The following is a 22,161-nucleotide window of genomic DNA, read 5'->3' on the forward strand; positions in this document are numbered from 1 at the left end:
CCCCTCGAAGAACGCCAGCAGCGTGCCGAGCCACACCGAACCGCCGCGCGGCACAATGGCATCGCCAAACATGGTGATGACGATGGAGCCCGTCCGCGACGGCTCGCGCTTGAGCTGGTCGATGATACGAGAAAGCGGATGCGCCATGCGGCAGGCTTAGCGCGTTTGGTGCTATTCGCAAATTCCGGCCTCCCCCCGCAAGCGGGGAGAGGCGAAGAACTACCGATGCGGATCGGGGTAGACCACGCTGCGCCAGCCGCTGCGATCGAAGGGGCGCCATTGGCCTTCCTTCTGCGCGAGGCGGTCGGCCACCGCATAGACGACGGCGGGATGGTGGCCCATGCCGCAATGGCTGCTCTCGACCTCAATGCTCTCGGTCTGCGCGCCCGTCTTCTCCATGCAGCCCTGCCAGGCGCAGACGCCGTCGGTGCGGCTGAAGATGGCGGTGGTCGGGACCGGCGGCGGGGCGGCGAGGTCGCCGCCGAAGCGCGCGTCGACCTCGTCGGCGCGGCGGCCGCTGGCCCATTCATAGACGCGCCAGGCATTGGTCGATCGAGGATTGCCGGCGAAGGGGCTGCCGAGCGTGATCACCTGGCGCACACGGTCGGGCATCATCTTGGCGAGCTGGCGCGCATAGAGGCCGCCAAGGCTCCAGCCGACCAGGCTGATGTTGCGACCGTGCTTGTCGTTGAGCTCCTCGACCAGATCGACCATTGCATCCTGCACGCCCTCGCGCAGGCCGTAATTGCGGCCCTGGCGCCAGCCGCTCACGGCGTAGCCCTTGGCTGCCAGGAAGGTGCGTAGCGCGCGCGTGGACTCGTCGGACGCGACGAGGCCCGGCAGCACCAGCACCGGATGCCCGTCGCCGCGCGGCGCAAGGCTCAGCAGCGGCAACGCGCCGAGGAATGCGCCGAACTCGTGGATCGCCCGCCCTTCCAGAAACATCAGAGTACGGGACGGCGGACGCAGGGTCTGGGCGGTAGCGGTCATCATGGATCCCCTTGGGAAGAATTCCTGAACAGCCCGCCGGCCGTAAGCGGCAACGGACACGAATTCCAATACGCCGGCTTCTCGATCGTTCCGCAGCGCAACATGAATCAGCTAGGCGGCCGGTTCCCGATATTCAAGCGGGAGGGATGCCCGGCGACAATAGGCCGGCGCGTTAATGCTGTCAGGCGTGACGCAAAAGTCACAACAATCGAAGCAGGAATTCTCCGGAGTAGAGCGCAAGACCCGCGAGCCCGCCGATCAGCGAGCCGTTGAAACGGATGTATTGCAGGTCGCGGCCGATGTTGATTTCGATCAGCGAAATCAGCTGCGCCATGTCCCACGCCTTGACCTGATCGGAGATGAAGGTCGAGACGCCGCTCTTCTGGTCGGCGACGAAGCTGCGCAGCACCGTCACCAGGCCCCGGTTGATCTCGCCGCGTAGCTCGGCATCGCCGGCGAGCGCTTCGCCCGCCGAGACGAACATGCCGGCGAGATGATGCTGCAGCACCTGGGTCTCGCCGGATGCGCTGCGCTCGATGAAGGAGCGCGTGTTGGCCCAGACGGTGCGGGCGAGATCGGCAAGCTCGGGCCGCGCCAGGAAATCGCGCTTCAAGCCGTCAATGCGGTCGATATAGGCCCGGTCGGTGCCGAGCCGATCGACGAAGCTGAGCACCATGCGGTCGAACTCGCCGCGGAACGGATGCCTGGGATCGCTGCGCACCTCGTTGAAGAACGCGGTGGCGGAGGAGACGATCTTGTTCACGAGAAACTTGTCGGCGCGATAGAGCTTGAGCAGGGTCGGCAGTTCCGCGCGCACTTTCTCGCGGATCATCGCCATCGTTTCCTTCTGGTTCAGCGTCTCGTGCATCACGCGCAGGAGATCGTCGAACAGGATCTGGTGGCGTCCTTCTGCGACGAAGCCGCGCAGCGTTCCGGCCGCGAGCGGAGCGAGGTCGATCGCCTGCATTTGTGTCGACATGCGGCGGATGATGAAGGTCATCAGGCCGGAGCTTTCGGTCGCGGACACCGCCTCCGGCAGCAGCCGCAGCGCAAAGCGCGCGAGGTCATCGCTGCGCTTGCGGTCGCGCAGCCAGTCGGCGACGAAGGAGCCGAAATCGATCTCCTTCAGCTTGGCCTCGACGGGACCGGCCTCGAGGAAATGGACCTGAATGAACTCGCCGAGCTTGTCGGCGATGCGCGCCTGGTTGCTCTGGATGATCGCGGTGTGCGGAATCGGCAGGCCGAGTGGCCGCTTGAACAGCGCCACCACCGCATACCAGTCGGCGAGGCCGCCGATGGTCGCGGCCTCCGCAAAAGCGGCGATGAAGCCGAACACGGGATGCACCGGCAAGAGCCACTTCGCGACAATGAACAGCGCCAATGTCGAAGCCAGCACCAGCGTCGCCAGCGCCTTGACGCGGCGCAGCTCAGCCGCGCGTTCGGCATCGCCGGGGGAATCAAAAGAGAAACTGCTCGAGGGAGTCATCACTGCATCACAGTACTCGTCATTGCGAGCGAAGCGAAGCAATCCAGTCTGCCGCCGCGGAAAGACTCTGGATTGCTTCGCGGAGCCTGTCATCGGGCCGCGCGATGGCGGCAGCGCACAAACAAAAGGCCCGCCGAAGCGGGCCTCAAAACACAGTTTCAACTCAACGCAACAAACTCAACCACACAATCAGGCGGTCTTGCTATAAACCTTGGCGAAGTTGTCCTGAGCGGACTTCGCACCGTTGGCGGCGAGCTTGCCGAGATAGTCGGCGGTCGCCTTGGTGCGCGAGACGAACGCTTCGCCACGGGCGCGGAGCAGGCTCGACTGGATCTCGACGGCTTCGCTGAACGACTTGGCGGACGCGAGCTTGTCGATACCCGAGAAGAACGCCTCGGCGTCCTCGTAGATCGCCTGCTGGATGTTGCGGCTGATCTTGCCGGCTTCAGTGACGGACTCGGTCACCGCGTTCTCGACGGCGGCGGTCACGCGCTCGGAGCCAGCGAACACCTCGGCAGCACGGTCCTTGGCGGTGTTGGCGGTCTTCTTGACGAATTCGCGGGCAGCCTCGGGAACTTCCAGGTTCTGGATGTTCTTGAAAGCGTCTTTGAAGCCCTCGAAAGCGCTGTTGGTTTCGGTGGTCATGGGGGTTCTCTCCATCCTCATTAGGTCGAGCTATGGGCTCACCCCGTCCTCGATGGCCCGGGGCACTGGATATATGGCATTGTTAATTGTGCGACGCAATATCCATGTTGCAATGCGATATCACGAATTCGTGATCAGCCTAGTCCGGAGGCATTCCGATGCCTCCCCGTCCCGCCGCCCTACTGTGCATGGGGTTGTTTTGCGGTTTTGGTCGCCGGATGCCGCTCCTAGTGCTGGACCGCGCTCCTTAGTGCTGGACGGCGCCTGGCAGCCCATAGGCCTCCATCTGGGCCTGGACCTGCGCGATGTTGTGGCCGAGCACAACGATATCGTGGGTCTTGCCGTCGACATCCCGGACATGGTCCCGGAGCAACGCCTCAGCCTTGAAGCCGAGGCTTTCGAACAGCGCGATCGCCGCCTGCTGGTCGACCGTCATCTGGACCGAGAGCTTCTCCAGCCCCGCCCCGAGCGCGAGCGCGAAGGTCTCCTGCGACAGCGCCTTCCCCACCCCCTTCCCGCGCACGTCCTGCGACACCACCATGCGGATCTCGCCGACATGGGGCGACCAGGAATGCGGGTCGCGCACCAGGGTGCCGCAGCCGACGACCGTGCCACCCCTGACCGCGAGCAGGCTCTGAATGGCGCCGCGCTCGATCTCCTTGACCCAGGCCGACAGCACCTTCGGCTCGCTGATGTTGCGCGGCAGGAACAAGAGGTCATGGGTCGGCAGGCCTTTGCCGAAGGCGAGCACGGCGGCTTCATCGGCGGCCGACATCAGGCGGATCTCGATATCGCCGGCGTCGGTCTTGACGTGGCGCGGATAGGTACGCTGCTCACTCATGTCGATCGTGTCCCCAGCCAGGAATCCAGTTTCGGCCATAGCCGCTTGATGGCATTGGCGCCGGCGACCAGCGAGACGTGACCGCCTTTCAGCATCACCTCCTCCTTGTCCGCCGAGCCGATCTTCGCGATCAGATGTTTGGCCGCGTCATAGGGCACGATGTGATCGTGCTCGGCGACCGCGTGCAGGATCGGCACCTTGATGTTCGCGAGCTTCGCCGCGCGGCCGCCCACCGACATGGTGTCGTTGTAGAGCTTGTTGTCCCACATCAGGTCCTTGGTGATGGTGCGGAAATATTCGCCCGCCAGCGGCAGCGTGTCGGTCGCCCAGCGGTCGAACATCCGATACGACTTCACGAACTCGTCGTTCCAGATGTTTTCCCAGAGCTGGATCTGGCTCGCCGCGCGCGAGGCCGGACGCAGCATCTCGAACGACGACAGGATCATCTCCGGCGGGACGTTGCCGACGCTGTCGACGAGGCGGTCGACGTCGAAATAGCGGCGGTCGGAGAAATTGGAGAACAGCTTCATCTCGCGGAAGTCGATCGGCGTGGTGAAGCAGATCAGATTCTTCATCGGCCCGTCCGGAAAGATCGAGCCGTACAGCAGCGACAGCACGCCGCCGAAGCAATAGCCGATGACCGAGACGTCCTGCTCGCCGGAATCGGCCTGCACGCGGCGGACGCAATCCGGAATGAAGTCGAGGACATAATCCTCCATCCGCAGGCTTCGCTCCTCCGGCCGCGGCGCGCTCCAGTCCAGCATGTAGACGTCGTAGCCGCGCTTCAACAGGAACTCGATGAAACTCTGGCCAGGCACGAGGTCGAGGATGTAACCGCGATTGGTGGTCGCCATCACGATCAGCACCGGCACGCGGTAGATCTCGTCCGACATCGGCCGGTAGTGATAGAGGCTCATCGTGCCGCGCGAATGCAGCACGTCCTTCGGGGTCGATCCCAGCGTCGGACCAGAGGTCGAGAAATATTCGACGCCCTTGATGCTGCGCTGGATGGCGCGCTGCACCTCGGCCTGGATGCGCTCCGGGATGCTAGCGAAATCAAGTCCCGTCGGCGCGTTCATTTCGGCCCTCCGCCTTCGGATGGCGGACGTTTGGTACGCGGCGGCCGCGGCGCGGCATCGACCGGCGCTCCGCCCGACGCCGCCGACATCCGGCTGAGCATCGACTTGATCTCGCCGATCTGACCCTCGATGGCTTGCAGCCGCTCGGCGATGCCGGTCATCTGCTCGCGGCTCGGCAGGTTCATCGAGAGAAGATATTTCTCCATGAGATCGCCGAACTGCTTCTGAGCGCCCGCAGCAGCACCGCCGGCCCGATTCATGGCCTGCGAGAATTCAGGCGTCTCCATCGCCTTGGTGGCGAAGGAGTTGAAGCCCTTCTCCATCTCGCCGACCATCTTCTGCCACAGGGCGACAGGGTCGGTGATCTTGTCGGTCATCGGCGTCCTCCAGGTCACGAGGGCTTCTTGCGCCCCTCTTTTGCCGCCATACCACACCGTTGCGACGGGCCGGTCAACGGCTAAGCGACAGGCTGATGTCGTACGGCTTCTTTGCGGCGGCAAACCATGCGATACAATTCCGGCCTGCCACAGGGGAACAATCCGGTGAACGCTTCCGCCCATCAGCCGCCGCAGACCGTTCGCGCCAACGGCATCGACATCTGCTACGAGATTTTCGGCAACGACAATGCCGAGCCGCTTCTGCTGATCATGGGGCTCGGCGCGCAGATGATCCACTGGGACGATGGCTTCTGCGAGCAGCTTGCCGCGCGCGGCTTTCGCGTGATCCGCTTCGACAATCGCGACATCGGCAAGTCGAGCCATCTCACGGGCGGCAAGCGGCTGACGCCGCTCGAATTGATGAAGCTGCGCTTCCTCAGGATTCCCGTGGCCGCTCCTTACAAGCTGATCGACATGGCCAAGGACACGGTCGGGCTGATGGATGCGCTCGGCATCAAGGCTGCGCATCTGGTCGGAGCGTCCATGGGCGGCATGATCGCGCAGGAAGTGACGTTGTCGTTTCCCCAGCGCGTGCGCTCGTTGACGTCGATCATGTCGACGACGGGCAATCCGCGCGTGCCGCCGCCGACGCGGGAGGCTGCCGCGATGTTGATGGCGCCGCCCCCGCGCAGCAAGGAAGAGTTCATCACGCGCTTCGGCGAGACCTGGAAGATATTGCGGGCCGGCTCCTTTCCCGAGGAAGAAGCGCTCGATCCAGGTCGTGCCGAACGCGTCTTCGCCCGCGGGCTCAATCCCGCCGGCGTCGGCCGGCAACTCCGCGCCGTGCTGGCCTCCGGCAGCCGCAAGGAACGGCTGCATGGCGTGAAGACGCCGACGCTGGTGATCCATGGCTCCGTCGATCCGCTGGTGCGCCCCGAGGGCGGCAAGGACACGGCGGAGTCAATTCCGGGCGCAAAGCTGTTGATGATCGAGGGCATGGGCCACGCGCTGCCGATGCGGTTCTGGCCGGAGATCATCGGCGCGATCGACAAGCACGCGCATGGCGCCGCGACCAAAGCGGCTTAAGGCTTCTTCGCGATCCAGATCACGTGGCGCGCCCCGCCGCCTTTGCCGGTGGCGCGCACATTGATCTCGTTGACGTCGAAGTCGGCGCGGCCAAGTCGTTTGGTGAAAGCGGGATTGGGCCCCGATGACCAGACGGCGAGTACACCGCCGGGCCGCAGCGCCGCCTTTGCGGCCGTCAATCCGCTCGCACTGTACAGTGCATCGTTGCCCTTCCGCGTAAGCCCCTCCGGTCCGTTATCGACGTCGAGGAGAATGGCGTCGAAGGCCGAGCTCTTTGCTCGGATGATTTGGCCAACATCGATTTCGCGGATGCTCACCCTGGCATCATCGAGACTGTCGCCGAAGACCTCCGCCATCGGACCGCGCGCCCACGCCACCACCGCTGGCACCAGTTCGGAGACCACGATCTTCGCTTTGGCTCCAAGCACGGCCAGCGCCGCGCGCAGCGTAAAGCCCATACCGAGGCCGCCGATGAGGACGACGGGTCTTGTCACCTTCTCGATCTGCTTCGCTGCGAGCGTTGCGAGGGCGGCTTCGGAGCCCGACAGGCGGTTGTTCATCAGCTCGTTGGTGCCGAGCTTGATCGAAAACTCCTTGCCCCGCCGCATCAGGCGGAGCTCCTCGTCCGATCCGGGGATTTTGGCGGTGTCGATCTTTTCCCAGGGAATCATGGGAGACGTTTAGCACGATTGGGCTGGCGGTCACCCGCCGGCCCAGACGTCCAGCACGTAGCGGTTCTTCGTACCCATCTCCTCAATCCAGCGGGCGCCCGCGGCCGCATCGCTGCCGCTCCTCTCGCGGTAGATCGCAACCAGCGCCGCCTTCACGTCGGGCTCCATCCTGCTGCCGTCGCCGCAGACATAGATGATTGCGCCCTGCTCGATCAACGGCCAGACCTTGTCTTTCTGCGCGGCGAGGACGTGCTGCACATAGGTCTTCGGTCCGTCCGCCCGCGAGAACGCGGTGAACAGCTCGGTGATGCCGCTCGCAGCAAGCGCCTTGAGCTCATCCGCGTAGAGGAAGTCCTGGTCCGGATGGCGGCAGCCGAAAAACAACATGGACGGTCCGAGGCTGGCGCCCTTGGCCTTGCGCGCGGCGCGCTCCTGGAGGAAGCCGCGGAACGGCGCGAGCCCTGTGCCCGGACCGATCATGATGATCGGCACGGACGGATCGTCGGGAAGCCGGAAACCGGCCTTGGTCTCGCGCACGGTGGCGTAGACCGTGTCGCCCGCACGCCGGTTGGCAAGATAGTTCGAGCAGATGCCCTTGTACGTACCGCGCCCGGAGGCCGCCGGTCCTTCGACCACCCCCACGGTGACACTGCAACGCGCAGGATCGACCGACGGCGAGGACGAGATCGAGTAATAGCGCGGCGCCAGCAGCGAGAGCATTTCCAGATAGACGTGGAACGGCAACTCGCAGGCCGGATATTCAAGCAGCAGGTCGAACACTGATTTGCGCTTGCCCAGGATCTCAGTCCGGTAGCGCTCGAGCGTTTCAGCCTCCTCGCCGACAAAGGCCAGCAGCTTCGGCTTGGTGACCGGACAGCGGGTGTGCTCCGCCATGGTCTGGATCTGCTTCCGTGTCGCCACCTGCTGCAACTCGACAAACTCGCTGAGCAGGCGTCCGACCGACACGGCATTGCCAACGGGCAATTGCGCGCGGCGGCCTTCAGCCACCTGAAGCCTGATCTGGTCGGCCGGCAGGAAGCCGAAGCGGCGGGCAACGGAGTCCACCAGCGTCGGATCGTTGCGGGGAACGACGCTTAGGTGATCGCCAACCCGATAGCTGATGCTGGCCGGCAGCTGCACCTCGATATGGCGCGTCGATCGCTCCGACGGATTTGCACCGGACTTGTTCTGAAGCTCGTCATTGATAAGCACCTTCATCGCGACCGCGCCGCCCTGGGCGACAATGGTGTTGACGGCGGTCACCGCGACAGGCTCGATCGCGTAGAGCGGATCATCCTCCGCGGTGCGGGTGAAATTCCAGTCGATGCCGAATTCCTTGGTCGCGACCTGGGCAGCCGCCGGGAACCATTTCTGGAACTGGCCGTCGAGATCGCTGCGCGCATCGCCCTCGCCGCGCGGATAGACCGCGCGTGCGCCATGCTTGGACATCTGCTCGTCGATGAAGCGCGGCACCGATTGATAGGTTGCGGCCCAGTCGCTGTTGCCGCAGCCGAACACGGCATAGCGCACACCGGCAAAGGCATCCTTCGGCAAATCCTCGCCGAGCCATTTGACGAATTGCGTCGCATTATCGGGCGGAGCGCCGTTGTAGGATGCGCAGATGATCAGCACGCCACCCTGCTGCGGCAACTTCCCGACATACTCATCGAGCGGCCCGAGATGCACGGCAAAACCGTTGATCTCGGCAAGATCAGCCATGCGCGTCGCGAGCTCCTCCGCCGTCCCGAGATTGGAGCCGTAGAGCACCAGCATCGGGGTGTTATGGCCTGGCCGTGTCGTCGGCTGGCGTGGTGCCTTTGGCGCAGAAGCCGCAGCCNCGACCGGGCCGCCATAGGCGCCACGCTCGCGATCCGCACGCGGACGCACCTTGATCTTGAAGCCTTCCGGCTTGATCGTCAGCGTTTCCTTCAGGTGCATCTGATAGCGCTGGTGATCGATCAGCTTGAAGCGCTGGAGGATCATGCCGAGCGCCAGCGCCGCCTCGTGCATGGCGAAGCCGCGTCCGATGCAGGCGCGCTGGCCGTTGCCGAACGGCTTCCAGGCATTGATCGGCCGCTTGGCCTCGGCTTCCTTGCTGAAATTCTCAGGATCGAAGAGATCGGGATTGGGTCCCCAGACGCCGGGGTCGCGATGCAGCGCGGTCACCAGGATCGTGACGAACGTGCCCTTCCTGAGCTTGTACTTGCCGCCGCCGATGGTCTCGTCGTTCAGCGGCGAGATGCCGTAGGCCGGCGCCGGTGGCCACAGCCGCAGCGCCTCCTTCAGGATCTGTGTGATGTAGGTAAGCTGCGTCACCTGCTGATAGGTCGGCTTGGCGTTGACGTCGGGGCCGAAGACGCGATCGACCTCGTCATAGGCCTTCTTGAGAATGTCCGGATGCTTCAGCAGCGCATAGAGGGTGTAGGACAAAAGGCCGCTGGTGGTCTCGTGACCTGCGATCAGGAACGTGTTGATCTGGTAGCGAATGTTGACATCGTCGAGCTGCTCGCCGGTCGAGCGGTCGACGCCGGTCATCATCGCGGCGAGCATGTCCTTCTTGTCGTCAATGCCCTCCGCGCTCTTGCGGCGCTCGGCGATGATCTCGTCGACCATCTTATTCATGAAAGCGACGTCTTCGCCGAGCGTCTTCCGCCGCTTCTGCATCCAGAGCTGCTCGAACGGCAGGCCGCGCGTCATCATGATGGTTTCGAGCGAGCGAACCAGCGACTCGACGAAGGGATGGTAGTCGCGCCGGTAGAACGAGTTGAAGCGGTAGTCGAAGCCACAGAGGCCGATGGTGTCGAGCGTCAGCGCGGTCATGTCATGGACGACGTCGATCTCGTCGTCGGCGTTCAGACGCTCCCATTTCTGGACGAGCTGCTCGGCGATGTCGACCATGCTCGAATGATAGGACTGCATGGCGCGATTGCCGAAGGGCTGCAGCAGAATATTGTGCGCCTTGCTCCAGTTCGGCTCCTTGGTATCCGCCGTGAACAGGCCGTCGCCCCCGACCGCGCGCACGCGCCGCAACGCACCGCGCACCGTCTTGTCGAAGCGCTTCTCATCGGAGAGCTCGTCGACGAGATCGTGGCCGGACACGACGACGATCGGCGAGCCCATCATGTCGAGCCAGAAGATCGGGCCCAGCTCCTTGGCAAGTCGGGTCAAATGCTGCACGGGAGCGGCCGAGTCCAGCGACAGCATGTTGCCGACCACCGGCTTGGTCGGCGGCTGCGGAATCGGATCCAGACGGTTCTTCGATGACATAAAAAACGTTTCCCCCTGCCGCGATCGCCAACTTCGTCATTGCGAGGAGCTCGCGACAAAATTGCGGAGCAATTTCGCGCTGGCGACGAAGCAATCCAGACCGCCTCCGCCGATGCATTCCTGGATTGCTTCGCTTCGCTCGCAATGACGGATCAGCCAAACCGCCTTCTACGCCATTCGATCAGCTTGCTGCTGACCTCTTCCGGCTTCTCCTGCTGCGTCCAATGGCCGCTGTCCTTCACAAGGTACTTCTCGAGGTCAGTCACCAGTCTCTCCATGCCGTCGGCCGCAGAGGGCGGCAGTACCGCGTCGTTCTCGGCCATGATCATCAGCGAGGGCACGCCGATGTGGTGATCGAGCCCTTTCGAGCGTTCCCAATTGCGGGTGAAATTGCGATACCAGTTGATGCCGCCGGTGAAGCCGGTTCTTGTGAACGTGTCGACGAACACCTTCTTCTCGTCCGCCGACAGGATCGGCGTCCGCGGATCATGTCTGGCGTCGTAATTCGCGATCATCTGCGGGAACGCCAGGTTGATGCGGGGCGAAGCACCAATGCCGGCAATCGGCTGTTCCTCGGGCGCACCGGAAGGGCGCGCAGCCGGCTTGCGCATGAAGGCGTCAAACGTCTGCTCGACGCGGCTGCCAAAGATCCGGTCCGGCTCGCGCGCGGGATCCTGGAACTGGACGATATACATTTGGTCGCCGAAGCGCTGACGGAACAGCGCGATCGGATCCATCGGCGCGCGATCCCAATGCGGCGTGTTGACACCGACGACCCCGGCGACGCGTGACGGGTGCCGCAACGGCATCTGCCAGACGACGAAACCGCCCCAATCGTGGCCGACGAAGATGGCCTTCTCGATGTTGAGATGATCGAGCAATCCGACGAGATCGCCGGTCAAATGCTCCATGTCGTAGGCTTCGACCGGCTCGGGCCGGTCGGTCGCGCCATAACCGCGCTGATCGGGCGCGATCACGCGGATGCCAGCCTCGCTCAGCGCCTTGATCTGGTGGCGCCAGGAGAAGGCGAGCTCCGGCCAGCCATGGCACAGCACAACCGGCGGCTTGTCGGTCACTGGGCCCGCATCGTAATAGCCCATGCGGATTCCGTTCGTCTGCGCGAACTGGAGCGGCGGCATTTCAATCATCGCTTGTTCCTTATTCCGCGGCGCCCTTGATGTCGGACGCCGGCGGCCCATAGGCCGCTTCGAGCGCGGCGAACTCCTCCGGCAGCATGTCGCACATCACCTGCACATGCGGAATGATGTTGGCGCCGACGATGAAGCCGAAGTCGAGCTGGTCGCGATAGCTCTGCACGGTGATGTTGAGCGCCTGCCCGTGGGTCGAGATCGAGACCGGAAAGATGTGCAGCAGCTCGGCGCCGGCGGCGTAGAGCGTTTGACGCGGCCCCGGCACGTTGGACACGGTGATGTTGGCGGCCGGCGGCAACACGTCCGACAGATTTGAGCGGCTGTAGAGCAGCGCCAGGATCTGCACCATGATCGGCGCGCCCAGCATCGAGATATTGGAGACCTGCGGCATCAGCGCGCGCAAGGGATGCGACATCTCCTTGGACTTGGTCGACTGCGCGATGATGGCCTCGAGCCGTGCCTTGGGGTCGGCGACGTTGGTCGCGATCGAGCAGATCATGCCGAACACCTGGTTGTTCGCCTCGGTGTTGCCCTCCTCGCGCAGCGAGATCGGCACGGCCGCGGTCAGGGATTTCGCCGGCAGCGTACCGTATTGCAGCAGGTAGCGGCGGACCACTCCGGAGGCCAGCGCGAGCACGACGTCGTTGAGCTTGCCGCCGGCCTGCTTGGCCAGCGCCTTCGCGCGCGACAGCGAGATCGACACGCCGGCAAAGCTCCGCTCGGACGAGATGGTCTTGTTCAGCATGGTCGGCGGCGACACCATGCTGGCAAGACTCTCGCGCGACTTGGGATCGGCGATCTTGCCGAGTACATCGGACACGCTCTTGAGCACGGTCGGGATGTTGCCGGCGAAGCGCACCGCGCTTTCGATCTGGTACATCGCGTTGTCGAACAGGATCGAGCCAATATCGCTCTTGCCGGTGCGCGGCAGTTGCAGATTCTTCGCAGCCGTCGACGCTTCGAGCGGCTGGCTAAAGAGCTGCTGATAGGAATCGAGCAGGTTCGCAGCGATGTCGCGCGGCTCCTGCCCGGACTTCGACCCGCCCGTCGGCGGCTCGACCTTTCGCGGGATCGGCGAGATGTCGTAGATCATGTTGGTCAGCGCCGCACCGGCGCCGCCGTCGATGGCGGCATGGTGCATCTTGGAATAGAGCCCGACCTCGTTGTCCTTCATGCCCTCGAACACGTAGAACTCCCAGAGCGGGCGGGCACGATTCAAGAGCTTGGCATGCATCCAGCCGACGATGCGCTCGAGCGTGGCGCGGTCGCGCGGCGCCGGCAGGCTGGCGCGGAAGATGTGACGGTCGATGTCGAACTGGTCGTCCTCGACCCAGCTCGGATGATCGATGTCGAGCGGCGCCTTCTCCAGGCGCGCTTTGAGGATCGGCGCGATGTGCAGCCGCGAGACGATCATCGCCTTGAAGTCTTCGAAGAAGTCGCCCTTGTAGTCGTCAGGCAGGCGAAAGATCGCCATGCTGCCGACATGCATCGGCATCTCAGGCGTTTCCAGATAGAGAAACGATGCGTCCAGCGACGACAGTTTCTTACCGTCAGCCATAGTTTCCTCCCGAATATTCGACGGGCGCCTTTGACGGCGCTTCTCGTCAGGCCGATACTGCCCGCTCCGGCGGGGCATATGCAATGGCAAACGGCCCGCTCCGGTCAAATGGCCAGAACTCCCCCTCCGGTTGCGCCAGGCGATCCGCCACGGCCCACAATGCCGCCGGGTTCACTCCGAGGCCAATATGGCTGGCGAAATACACTTCAATATTCTCGGCCCGGTCCGAGGGGTGCAGCAGGCAAGTCCGCCAATTCACGACGCCGTCTGCGCGCGAATAAATCGACGTCGCCGGCACCTTGAGATCACCGGCGATCGCCTCGCGCAGTTCGGCAAAGCTTTCGACCCGCTCGCCGGACAACGCCTCATACAGCGCGGTCGCATTGGTCGCCCGCACATCATTGGCAAAGGGGCTGCCGAGTGTGATGACATAGCGGACCAACTCAGGTGCCTGAAGCGCGAGATCCCTGGCATAGACACCGCCGAGGCTCCATCCGACCAGGCTGACCTTGCGTCCACTTGCGGCGTGGATCTCGGTGAGACGGGCGCGCAAGGTTTCCCGCATCCGCGCGAGCCCGCCGAGATTGCGGCCCATGCGCCAGGCATGGGCCTCATAGCCGAGCTCGCGCAGATAGCGCCGCATCGGCGCCATCGACAGATCGCTGGCGAGAAAGCCCGGCAGCGCCAGCACCGGATGGCCGTCGCCCCTGCGCGCGCGCATCAGCAGCGGTGACAGCAGCACGCTGGCGTTGAATTCGAACAGGCCGCGCGCCTCCGCGAGCAGCAGGCCGAGGGCCGGCGGNCCCGAGCCTGGCCCCGCCTCGCGCGCGTCGGACATTACTTCTTCTTGTCGCCGCTGCGCGGGGCGCCGAGACCAGCCATGGTCACGAACATGTCCTGAAACCGTTCCGCCAGCTTGGGATCGAAGGTGAACCAACTCTGGATCAGCGATTCCGGCGAGACCTTGTCGATATTGCTCAGGACCTGCTGCTGCAGCTTATCCATGACGGCAATCTGCATCGGCGAGACATCCGGCAATCCGAAGAACTGGCGGGCCTCGAGGGGGGTACAGTCGATTTCGATATTAACTTTCATGTGCCCTCCGGATGAGATTCGAGCGGCGTCAGACAGTATCGCCGCGACATGGTGTGCGACGCAAGCGACCTGAGCCGGGGACGAGACACCGGCCTGCCGCGATCGGCGGATATGGTCAATCAAATTGTCGGCGCGAACGGGCGCCGGCGGGCCATTTCCACCTCATTTTCGAGGTCCGACCCGGCCGAAAGTTCAATGTCGCTCGCGCGCCTGTCTCCCTTAAAAGACTGGTCAGCATTGCTGCAAAGCGGTGCAACTTGGCGCGTTCCTTGCTGGAATGGCGCTTGCACGGGTCGAGAACTCTGGGCAACATGGATCGATCAGCCCCGCCGAACAATCAAAAATGACGGTCGGGGCGAGTGAAGAGGGTCAAGAATGTCAGTCGGACGAAGTCTGTTTGCGGCGACGCTCGCCGGTACGCTTGCGTTGGCGCTGTCGCCGGCGTCGAGCCAGACGCTGCGCTACGCCAACCAGGGTGAGCTCAAGTCGCTCGATCCCTACACGCTGAACGAATCGACCACCAGCGCGCATCTCGGCCATGTCTATGAGGGCCTGGTCGCCCGCGGCAAGGACCTGAAGATCATCCCGGCGCTGGCCGAAAGCTGGGAGACGCCGGAGCCGACGCGCTGGCGCTTCCACCTGCGCAAGGGCGTCAAATTCCACAATGGCGACCCCTTCACCGCTGACGACGTGGTGTTCTCGGCCGAGCGCGTGCGGGCAAAAGGTTCAAACTTCCTCAGCCGCGTCCCGGCCGATGCCAAGGTCGTCAAGGTCGACGATTACACGGTCGATTTCGTCCTGAGCTCGCCCAATCCCATCCTGACGGCGCTGTGGGCGACCTGGTACATCATGGACAAGAAATGGGCAGAGGCGAACGATGCGGTGGCACCGACGCCAGCCGCGGCAACGACCCCGAGCTATGCCTCGCTCCATGAGAACGGCACCGGTCCCTTTACCATCGAGAGCCACCAGCCGGGCGTGAAGACCGTCTTCAAGGCCAATCCGAACTGGTGGGGCAAGCCGGAGCATAATCTGAAGGAAATCGTCTTCACCCCGATCGCAAACCCGGCCACGCGTGTCGCAGCGCTGTTGTCGGGCGAGGTCGACGTGATCGAACCGGTTCCGGTCCAGGACATCGAGCGCGTCAAAGCGAGCCCCAACGCCACCGTGCTGACGGGACCCGAGCTCCGCACCCTCTTTGTCGGCATGGATCAGGCACGTGACGAACTGCTGTATTCCAACGTCAAGGGCAAAAACCCGTTCAAGGACGTTCGCGTCCGTGAAGCCGTTTACCGGGCGATCGACATCGAGCTGATCAAGAATCGCGTCATGCGCGGACTGTCCACGCCGTCCGCATTGATGGTGGCACCGGAGATCTTTCCCTCGAAGGATTTCACCCGGCCGAAGTTCGATCCCGACGCCGCCAAGAAGCTTCTGGCAGACGCAGGCTATGCTGACGGTTTCGAGGTGACGATGGATTGCCCGAACGATCGCTACGTCAATGACGCCGCGATCTGCCAGGCGATCGTCGGCATGCTCGCCCGCATCAACATCAAGGTGGACCTGCAGGCACAACCGAAGGCCCAGTATTTCGCCAAGGTGCTCAAGCCCGGCGGCTACAAAACTTCGCTGTACATGCTGGGCTGGACCCCGGATACGCTCGATTCCCAGAATGTGCTGCATGACATCATGGGCTGCCGCGACGATCCCAAGGATCCCAATCGCGGTGAAGCCAATCTCGCCGGCTATTGCAACAAGCAGTTCGACGAGCTCGCCGACAAGGTTCTCGTGGAATCCGATACGGCCAAGCGCGATCTCCTGATCAAGCAGGCTTTCGAGCTGTCGATGAAGGACTGGGCCTATATCCCGCTGCACCAGCAGGCGCTCGCCTGGGGCGTGTCGAAGAAGGTGAAGCTGACCCAAGGCGCGGACAACATGGTCAGGCTCTACTGGGCGACCATGCAAGGCGAGTAGGTGTCGACTAGTTGTGGAGTCCCGGAAGCCATCGCTTTCAAGATCTGGCTTCCGGGACTTGCTGTTTCGGGCTAACGCAATGATGCGTGCTGCTGAAGAGATGTGAAAGGAACAGATGCTCGCTTTCACACTACGCCGGGCCATCCAGGCCATCGGCGTCATGATCGCCGTTGGAATCATCGCGTTCTCGATGTTCCGCTTCGCCGGCGATCCCGTGAACCAGATGGTCGGGATGGATACGTCGGGCGCCGAACGCGCCGCGATCCGCAAATCGCTCGGCCTCGACGATCCCGTCATCGTGCAGTTCGGCCGCTATATCGGCAACGCTGCGCAGTTCAAGTTCGGGGTGTCCTACCAGTTCCGCCTGCCTGTCACCAATCTGCTGATGGAGCGGATGCCGGCGACGCTCGAGCTGGCCATCGTTGCCACGATCTTCGCGATGCTCAGCGGCATCCTGATGGGCGTTTATTCGGCGCTGCGCCGCGACAGCTGGCTCACGCATATATTCCAGGCCGTCTCGCTGATCGGCATTTCGCTGCCGACCTTCCTGATCGGCGTCCTCATGATCTACCTGTTCTCGGTGACGCTCGGCTGGCTGCCCTCGTTCGGGCGGGGAGACGTCGTGCATATCGGCTGGTGGACCACGGGCCTGCTGACCTTATCAGGATTGAAGGCGCTGATCATGCCCGCGATCACGCTTGGCCTGTTTCAGATGACGCTGATCATGCGGCTCGTCCGCGCCGAAATGCTGGAAGTGATGCGGACCGATTACATCCGTTTCGCCCGCGCCCGTGGCCTGACCACACGTGCGATCCATTTCGGGCACGCCCTGCGCAACACGATGGTTCCCGTGATCACGGTGGCCGGCCTGCAATTTGGCTCGGTCATTGCTTTCGCGATCATCACCGAGACCGTGTTCCAGTGGCCGGGGATGGGGCTCCTGTTCGTGCAAGCCGTTCAGAACGTCGATATCCCGATCATGGCGGCCTATTTGATGATGGTGTCCCTGATCTTCGTCACCATCAATCTCGTGGTTGATATCCTCTATACCATCGTCGATCCGCGGCTGCGCTCGACGGTCAGCCGGGCACACTGACATGAGCGAAGCCGTCGTTCCGCATACAACCGAGAAGCGCCCTGCGGCGTCGCCTGGCCGGTTCAGGCGCGCGCTCGACAGCGACGTGTTCTACTCGTTCCGCCGCTCCAAGATCACCATGATCGCGGCGGGTGTGACGCTGCTGTTCTTCCTGGTCGCGATCTTCGCTTCGGTGCTGTCGGTGCAGAATCCGTTCGACCCGGCGCAGCTCCAGCTGATGAATTCGCGCATCTCGCCGCTCTGGACCGCCGACGGTCAGAGCCCGTTCCTGCTTGGCACCGACGAGCAGGGCCGCGATGTGCTGTCCGCGATCCTTTACGGCCTGCGCATCTCGCTGCTGGTCGGGGTGCTCGGCGTGGTCTTGTCAGGCGCGATCGGCATCCTGCTCGGCTTGACGGCCGGCTATTTCGGCGGCGCGGTCGACGGTTTGATCATGCGCATCGCCGACGTGCAGCTCTCCTTCCCGGCCATCCTGATCGCGCTTCTGATCAACGGCATCGCCAAATCGGTCTTCGGCAACAAGCTCGACGAGATGAGCATGCTGGCGGTCCTGGTCTTTGCGATCGGGTTGAGCTTTTGGGTGCAATATGCCCGCACGGTGCGTGGCTCGGTCCTGGTCGAGAAGAACAAGGATTATGTCGCGGCCGCGCAATTGATCGGCCTGCCCGCCCCCGTGATCATGCTGCGCCACGTGCTGCCGAACACCACCGGGCCGATCCTCGTGATCGCCACCATCAACCTCGCGCTCGCCATCATTACCGAGGCGACGCTGTCGTTCCTCGGCTCGGGCATGCCGGAGACCATGCCGTCGCTCGGCACGCTGATCCGCATCGGCAACGGCTATCTGTTCGCAGGCGAATGGTGGATCGTGGCCTTCCCCGGAATTGCACTTGCGGCGTTGATCCTGTCGATCAATCTGCTCGGCGACTGGCTGCGCGACGCGCTCAACCCCAAACTCCGATGAGTCTACAGCGTTCATGACCGAACCCGTCCTCTCCGTCCGCAATCTCAAGGTCGAGTTCGCCTCGCGCCGCGGCACGCTGCGCGCCATCGACGGCGTCTCGTTCGACATCGCCAAGGGCGAAGTACTCGGCGTCGTCGGCGAATCCGGCGCCGGCAAGTCGGTGACCGGGCTTTCGGTGATCGGCCTGATCGACCCGCCCGGCCGCATTGCCGGCGGCGAGATTCGCCTCGCCGGCCTGCGCATCGACGATCTGCCGCCGGAGGAGATGCGACGCGTCCGCGGCAAGCGCATCGGCATGATCTTCCAGGATCCGCTGACCTCGCTCAATCCGCTGTACAAGGTCGGCGACCAGATCGTGGAGACGATCCGGACCCATCTCAATTTGTCCGAACAGGCCGCGCGCCGCCGCGCCATCGATCTGCTCGCCGAGGTCGGCATTCCCGCGCCCGAAAAGCGCATCGACGGCTATCCCCACGAATTCTCCGGCGGCATGCGCCAGCGCGTGGTGATTGCGCTCGCGATCTGTGCCGAGCCGGAGCTGATCATCGCGGACGAGCCGACCACCGCGCTCGACGTCTCCGTGCAGGCGCAGATCATCTCGCTGATCAAGCGGCTCGGCCGCGACCACGGCACCGCCGTGATGCTGGTGACCCACGACATGGGCGTGATCGCCGAGACCTCGGACCGCGTCGCGGTGATGTATGCCGGCCGTGTCGCCGAGATCGGTCCGGTGCAGGATGTCGTCAAGAACCCGCTGCATCCCTATGCCAAGGGCCTGATGGGCGCGATCCCGACGCTTGCCGGCGACGACAAGCGTCTGGTGCAGATCCCCGGCTCGATGCCGCGGCTCTCAGCCATCCCGCGCGGCTGTTCGTTCAACCCGCGCTGCGCATTCGCATTCGACCGCTGCCGCGTCGACCGGCCCGAGCCGCTGCCGCACGGCGCGCAATCGGTCGCCTGCCATCTCTATGACACCGTGCCGGCGGAGACCGCGGCATGAGCACGCCTTTCGTCCAGGGCACAAATCTGCGCCGCGTCTTCGACGTTTCCAAGCCCTGGCTCAACCGCGTGCTCGAAGGTGGGCATCTCGAATTTCTCAAAGCCGTCGATGGCGTCACCTTCGACATCAAGAAGGGCGAGACCTTTGCCCTCGTCGGCGAGTCCGGCTCGGGCAAGACCACGGTGGCCCGGATGGTCGTCGGCCTTTTGCCGCCGAGCTCCGGCGACGTCCTGATCGACGGCATCTCGATGACCGATCCAAGGCAGGCTCCCGCACGGCGAAAGCTGCGTCGCCGCATCCAGATGATCTTCCAGGATCCCTATGCGAGCCTGAACCCGCGCTTCCGGGTCGATGCCATCATCTCCGAGCCGATCCGCGCCTTCGACCTGATCCAGGGCGAACGCGACATCCAGGCCCGCGTCGGCGAGCTGCTCAGCCTCGTCGGCCTGCATCCTGATGACCGGCTGAAATTTCCGCACGAGTTCTCCGGCGGCCAGCGCCAGCGTATTGCGATCGCGCGGGCGCTCGCCTCCGACGCCGAGTTCATCGTCTGTGACGAGCCGACTTCGGCGCTCGATGTCTCCGTGCAGGCACAGATCCTGAACCTGATGCGCGACCTCCAGGACAAGTTCGGCCTGACCTACATGTTCATCAGCCACAACCTCGCCGTGGTCCGACACATGGCGAGCCGCGTCGGCGTGATGTATCTCGGCCGCATCGTCGAGATCGCGGAGGGACGCGAGCTGTTTTCGCGCCCGCGCATGCCCTACACCAAGATGCTGCTCGGCGCCGTGCCTGATCTCGCCATGAGTGGCCGCCAGCGCATTCCGGTGAAGGGCGAGATTCCGAACCCGATCAATCCGCCTGCTGGCTGCGCCTTCAATCCGCGCTGTCCGCTGGCGTTCGAGCTTTGCCGCAAGGAAGTTCCGAAACTTATCGACGGCGTCGCCTGCCATGCCGTGAACACCGCGCCGGTCCCGGCATAACGCGCGCGTGCCATGCGGCCTGTGCATTTGGCATCCCAGGGCCTGATGTGATCAATTGCGCGCGCCGTCAACGAGGTAGCCCATGGCCAGCATCGTCAATCCGGATCCCTTCACGACGCGTCCCGAGATCGAGGGCACGTTTGGGGTCGTCGCGTCAACGCACTGGATCGCGACCGCCGTCGGCATGGCCATCCTGGAAAAGGGCGGCAACGCGTTCGATGCTGGTGTCGCCACTGCTTTCACGCTTCAGGTCGTCGAGCCGCATCTGAATGGCCCCGGCGGCGATGTGCCTGTCATCGTCCACGACGTGAAGCGCGGCCGCACCGAGGTGATCTGCGGCCAGGGCCCGGCGCCGGCGCGCGCCACCATCGCGCATTACAAGAGCGAAGGCCTCGACATGGTGCCCGGCACCGGCCTGCTCGCGGCCTGTGTACCCGGCACCTTCGAATCCTGGATGATGCTGCTGCGCGACTACGGCACCATGCGCGTGCGCGACGTGCTGGAGCCCGCGATTTCTTACGCCCGCGACGGCTACCCGCTGGTCGAGCGCGCCTGCGCGACGATCCAGACGGTCGAGCAATTGTTCCGCAAGCACTGGCCAACCTCGGCCGCGGTCTATTTGCCGAACGGCGAGGTGCCGAAGCCCGGCACGATCTTCACCAACAAGACGCTGGCCGGGACTTACGCCCGCATCCTCAGCGAGGCCGAGAGCGGCGGCGGTGGTCGTGACGCCGAGATCGAGCGTGCGCGCAAGGCCTGGTCGCAAGGCTTCGTTGCGGAGGCCATCGACAAGTTCTGCCGGACGCAGGAGGTGATGGACGTCAGCGGCTCCCCGCATCGTGGGGTGCTCTCCGCCGACGACATGGCGCGCTGGCAGCCGACCGTCGAAGCGCCGCTGACTTACGATTACGGCCGTTACACCGTCTGCAAGGCCGGGGTCTGGAGCCAGGGCCCGGTGACGCTGCAGCAGCTCGCGCTGTTGAAGGGCTTTGCGCTCGACGGGCTCGATCCGACCGGACCGGAATTCATCCATCTCCAGATCGAATGCGCAAAGCTCGCCTTCGCCGACCGCGAAAAATTCTACGGCGATCCGAAGTTCTCGGACATCCCGATCGCGACGCTGCTGTCGGATGCGTACAACGACGAGCGCCGCAAGCTCGTCACCGACAGGGCCTCGCTCGACTTCCGGCCCGGTACCGTCGAAGGCTTCGGCGGCGTGGTCAAGCTGCGCCGCGCCGAAGGGCAGCGCGAGGCGGTTGGCGCGCTCGGCGCCGGCGAACCGACCGTGGGACGCTTCGGCGAGGTGCGCGGCGATACCGTGCATTTCGACATCATCGACAAGGCCGGCAACATGGTGTCCTCGACGCCGTCGGGTGGCTGGCTGCAATCCTCGCCTGTTATCCCCGAGCTTGGCTTCTGCCTCGGCAGCAGAGCCCAGATGTTCTGGCTTGAGGAAAACCATCCCGGCTCGCTCGCGCCCGGCAAGCGGCCGCGCACCACGCTGTCGCCGACCATGGCATTGCGCGACGGCGAGCCGTATCTGGCCTGGGGTTCGCCCGGCGGCGATCAGCAGGACCAATGGATCACGCAGTTCTTCCTGCGCCACGTCCATTGCAATCTCAATCTCCAGGAGTCGATCGACGCGCCGGCCTGGCACTCGGAACATTTCCCGATCTCGTTCTGGCCGCGCACCGCGCGACCCGGCGTGCTCGTGGTCGAGAACCGCGTGCCGAAGGCGACGATCGAGAATTTGCGCGAGCGCGGACATATCGTCGAGGTCGGCCCCGACTGGTCGGAAGGCCGCCTTACCGCGGCCTCGCGCGTCGGAGTGCGCCGGCGCGCCGCCGCCAATCCGCGCGGCATGCAGGGCTACGCCGCGGGACGCTGAAGGCAGC

General features: G+C 64.1%; 19 protein-coding genes and 2 pseudogenes. 7 read left to right on the plus strand and 14 right to left on the minus strand.

Going from position 1 to position 22,161, the window contains the following annotated elements:
* From AOQ71_RS48625 to AOQ71_RS27410, 7 genes and pseudogenes are all read right to left on the minus strand, one after another.
* A pseudogene (locus AOQ71_RS48625) lies at positions 1 to 147 on the minus strand (phenylacetic acid degradation operon negative regulatory protein PaaX); the annotation flags it as partial.
* 72 nt (positions 148 to 219) lie between these two features.
* Complete coding sequence (locus tag AOQ71_RS27385; protein ID WP_057753793.1) at positions 220 to 990, minus strand: esterase/lipase family protein; 771 nt, start codon at positions 988 to 990, stop codon at positions 220 to 222.
* Between the two features lie 199 nt (positions 991 to 1,189).
* Positions 1,190 to 2,476, minus strand: coding sequence for a DUF445 domain-containing protein (locus AOQ71_RS27390; protein ID WP_057753207.1), 1,287 nt, complete (start codon positions 2,474 to 2,476; stop codon positions 1,190 to 1,192).
* A 189-nt stretch (positions 2,477 to 2,665) separates the two neighbouring features.
* Positions 2,666 to 3,121 carry a phasin gene (locus tag AOQ71_RS27395; protein ID WP_057753209.1) on the minus strand — a complete coding sequence of 152 codons (456 nt, stop codon included), beginning with the start codon at positions 3,119 to 3,121 and terminating at the stop codon, positions 2,666 to 2,668.
* Positions 3,122 to 3,368: 247 nt separating this feature from the next.
* On the minus strand, positions 3,369 to 3,962 hold the full coding sequence (locus AOQ71_RS27400; RefSeq protein WP_057753211.1) for a GNAT family N-acetyltransferase: 594 nt from the start codon (positions 3,960 to 3,962) through the stop codon (positions 3,369 to 3,371).
* A complete protein-coding gene (locus AOQ71_RS27405) occupies positions 3,959 to 5,041 on the minus strand; it encodes a PHA/PHB synthase family protein (RefSeq protein ID WP_057753213.1) in 1,083 nt (360 codons plus the stop codon). Before AOQ71_RS27405 ends, AOQ71_RS27400 begins: the two co-directional genes overlap by 4 nt.
* Positions 5,038 to 5,418, minus strand: coding sequence for a hypothetical protein (locus AOQ71_RS27410; RefSeq protein WP_057753215.1), 381 nt, complete (start codon positions 5,416 to 5,418; stop codon positions 5,038 to 5,040). The genes AOQ71_RS27405 and AOQ71_RS27410 overlap by 4 nt, the downstream gene beginning before the upstream one ends.
* A gap of 126 nt (positions 5,419 to 5,544) precedes the next feature.
* Here AOQ71_RS27410 and AOQ71_RS27415 point away from each other — a divergent pair, with 126 nt between their 5' ends.
* Entirely contained in the window at positions 5,545 to 6,504 is a 960-nt protein-coding gene (locus tag AOQ71_RS27415) for an alpha/beta fold hydrolase (protein WP_083514521.1), read from the plus strand.
* Here AOQ71_RS27415 and AOQ71_RS27420 read toward each other — a convergent pair.
* The 7 genes and pseudogenes from AOQ71_RS27420 to AOQ71_RS27445 all read right to left on the minus strand — a co-directional run bounded on the left by AOQ71_RS27420 (position 6,501) and on the right by AOQ71_RS27445 (position 14,246).
* Positions 6,501 to 7,175: a spermidine synthase gene (locus AOQ71_RS27420; protein ID WP_057753217.1), complete on the minus strand. Its 675-nt coding sequence runs from the start codon at positions 7,173 to 7,175 to the stop codon at positions 6,501 to 6,503. The genes AOQ71_RS27415 and AOQ71_RS27420 overlap by 4 nt on opposite strands.
* Before the next feature lie 30 nt (positions 7,176 to 7,205).
* The coding region (locus AOQ71_RS48630; protein WP_245317178.1) for a diflavin oxidoreductase at positions 7,206 to 9,012 on the minus strand (1,807 nt) is incomplete at its 5' end.
* A 1-nt stretch (position 9,013) separates the two neighbouring features.
* Positions 9,014 to 10,442 (minus strand): annotated as a pseudogene (locus tag AOQ71_RS48635) (cytochrome P450); the annotation flags it as partial.
* A gap of 152 nt (positions 10,443 to 10,594) precedes the next feature.
* Positions 10,595 to 11,590, minus strand: a complete 996-nt coding sequence (locus tag AOQ71_RS27430) for an alpha/beta fold hydrolase (protein WP_057753797.1) — start codon at positions 11,588 to 11,590, stop codon at positions 10,595 to 10,597.
* Between the two features lie 10 nt (positions 11,591 to 11,600).
* Positions 11,601 to 13,151 carry a WS/DGAT/MGAT family O-acyltransferase gene (locus AOQ71_RS27435; protein ID WP_057753221.1) on the minus strand — a complete coding sequence of 517 codons (1,551 nt, stop codon included), beginning with the start codon at positions 13,149 to 13,151 and terminating at the stop codon, positions 11,601 to 11,603.
* A 46-nt stretch (positions 13,152 to 13,197) separates the two neighbouring features.
* The coding region (locus AOQ71_RS27440; protein ID WP_157083670.1) for an esterase/lipase family protein at positions 13,198 to 13,953 on the minus strand (756 nt) is incomplete at its 5' end.
* Positions 13,954 to 13,988: 35 nt separating this feature from the next.
* Positions 13,989 to 14,246 (minus strand): DUF6489 family protein, encoded by a 258-nt coding sequence (locus AOQ71_RS27445; protein WP_057753225.1) that lies wholly within the window; start codon positions 14,244 to 14,246, stop codon positions 13,989 to 13,991.
* A gap of 375 nt (positions 14,247 to 14,621) precedes the next feature.
* Here AOQ71_RS27445 and AOQ71_RS27450 point away from each other — a divergent pair, with 375 nt between their 5' ends.
* From AOQ71_RS27450 to AOQ71_RS27475, 6 genes are all read left to right on the plus strand, one after another.
* Entirely contained in the window at positions 14,622 to 16,220 is a 1,599-nt protein-coding gene (locus tag AOQ71_RS27450) for an ABC transporter substrate-binding protein (protein WP_057753227.1), read from the plus strand.
* Positions 16,221 to 16,335: 115 nt separating this feature from the next.
* A complete protein-coding gene (locus tag AOQ71_RS27455) occupies positions 16,336 to 17,316 on the plus strand; it encodes an ABC transporter permease (RefSeq protein WP_057753229.1) in 981 nt (326 codons plus the stop codon).
* A 1-nt stretch (position 17,317) separates the two neighbouring features.
* Positions 17,318 to 18,280: an ABC transporter permease gene (locus AOQ71_RS27460; RefSeq protein ID WP_057753232.1), complete on the plus strand. Its 963-nt coding sequence runs from the start codon at positions 17,318 to 17,320 to the stop codon at positions 18,278 to 18,280.
* Positions 18,281 to 18,293: 13 nt separating this feature from the next.
* Positions 18,294 to 19,280, plus strand: a complete 987-nt coding sequence (locus AOQ71_RS27465; protein WP_057753234.1) for an ABC transporter ATP-binding protein — start codon at positions 18,294 to 18,296, stop codon at positions 19,278 to 19,280.
* The gene (locus AOQ71_RS27470; protein ID WP_057753236.1) at positions 19,277 to 20,266 is read left to right on the plus strand and encodes an ABC transporter ATP-binding protein; all 990 of its coding nucleotides are present in this window, start codon (positions 19,277 to 19,279) and stop codon (positions 20,264 to 20,266) included. Before AOQ71_RS27465 ends, AOQ71_RS27470 begins: the two co-directional genes overlap by 4 nt.
* An 82-nt stretch (positions 20,267 to 20,348) precedes the next feature.
* Positions 20,349 to 22,154 carry a gamma-glutamyltransferase family protein gene (locus tag AOQ71_RS27475; RefSeq protein WP_057753239.1) on the plus strand — a complete coding sequence of 602 codons (1,806 nt, stop codon included), beginning with the start codon at positions 20,349 to 20,351 and terminating at the stop codon, positions 22,152 to 22,154.
* The last annotated feature ends 7 nt before the right edge of the window (positions 22,155 to 22,161 follow it).

Origin of the sequence: Bradyrhizobium manausense, assembly GCF_001440035.1 — a bacterium.
GTDB lineage: Bacteria > Pseudomonadota > Alphaproteobacteria > Rhizobiales > Xanthobacteraceae > Bradyrhizobium > Bradyrhizobium manausense.

Coding starts and splice junctions, on each gene's coding strand:
- AOQ71_RS27385 (WP_057753793.1), bottom strand. CDS start 990: ATGACCGCTACCGCCCAGACCCTGCGTCCGCCGTCCCGTACTCTGATG.
- AOQ71_RS27390 (WP_057753207.1), bottom strand. CDS start 2,476: ATGACTCCCTCGAGCAGTTTCTCTTTTGATTCCCCCGGCGATGCCGAA.
- AOQ71_RS27395 (WP_057753209.1), bottom strand. CDS start 3,121: ATGACCACCGAAACCAACAGCGCTTTCGAGGGCTTCAAAGACGCTTTC.
- AOQ71_RS27400 (WP_057753211.1), bottom strand. CDS start 3,962: ATGAGTGAGCAGCGTACCTATCCGCGCCACGTCAAGACCGACGCCGGC.
- AOQ71_RS27405 (WP_057753213.1), bottom strand. CDS start 5,041: ATGAACGCGCCGACGGGACTTGATTTCGCTAGCATCCCGGAGCGCATC.
- AOQ71_RS27410 (WP_057753215.1), bottom strand. CDS start 5,418: ATGACCGACAAGATCACCGACCCTGTCGCCCTGTGGCAGAAGATGGTC.
- AOQ71_RS27415 (WP_083514521.1), top strand. CDS start 5,545: ATGCGATACAATTCCGGCCTGCCACAGGGGAACAATCCGGTGAACGCT.
- AOQ71_RS27420 (WP_057753217.1), bottom strand. CDS start 7,175: ATGATTCCCTGGGAAAAGATCGACACCGCCAAAATCCCCGGATCGGAC.
- AOQ71_RS27430 (WP_057753797.1), bottom strand. CDS start 11,590: ATGATTGAAATGCCGCCGCTCCAGTTCGCGCAGACGAACGGAATCCGC.
- AOQ71_RS27435 (WP_057753221.1), bottom strand. CDS start 13,151: ATGGCTGACGGTAAGAAACTGTCGTCGCTGGACGCATCGTTTCTCTAT.
- AOQ71_RS27445 (WP_057753225.1), bottom strand. CDS start 14,246: ATGAAAGTTAATATCGAAATCGACTGTACCCCCCTCGAGGCCCGCCAG.
- AOQ71_RS27450 (WP_057753227.1), top strand. CDS start 14,622: ATGTCAGTCGGACGAAGTCTGTTTGCGGCGACGCTCGCCGGTACGCTT.
- AOQ71_RS27455 (WP_057753229.1), top strand. CDS start 16,336: ATGCTCGCTTTCACACTACGCCGGGCCATCCAGGCCATCGGCGTCATG.
- AOQ71_RS27460 (WP_057753232.1), top strand. CDS start 17,318: ATGAGCGAAGCCGTCGTTCCGCATACAACCGAGAAGCGCCCTGCGGCG.
- AOQ71_RS27465 (WP_057753234.1), top strand. CDS start 18,294: ATGACCGAACCCGTCCTCTCCGTCCGCAATCTCAAGGTCGAGTTCGCC.
- AOQ71_RS27470 (WP_057753236.1), top strand. CDS start 19,277: ATGAGCACGCCTTTCGTCCAGGGCACAAATCTGCGCCGCGTCTTCGAC.
- AOQ71_RS27475 (WP_057753239.1), top strand. CDS start 20,349: ATGGCCAGCATCGTCAATCCGGATCCCTTCACGACGCGTCCCGAGATC.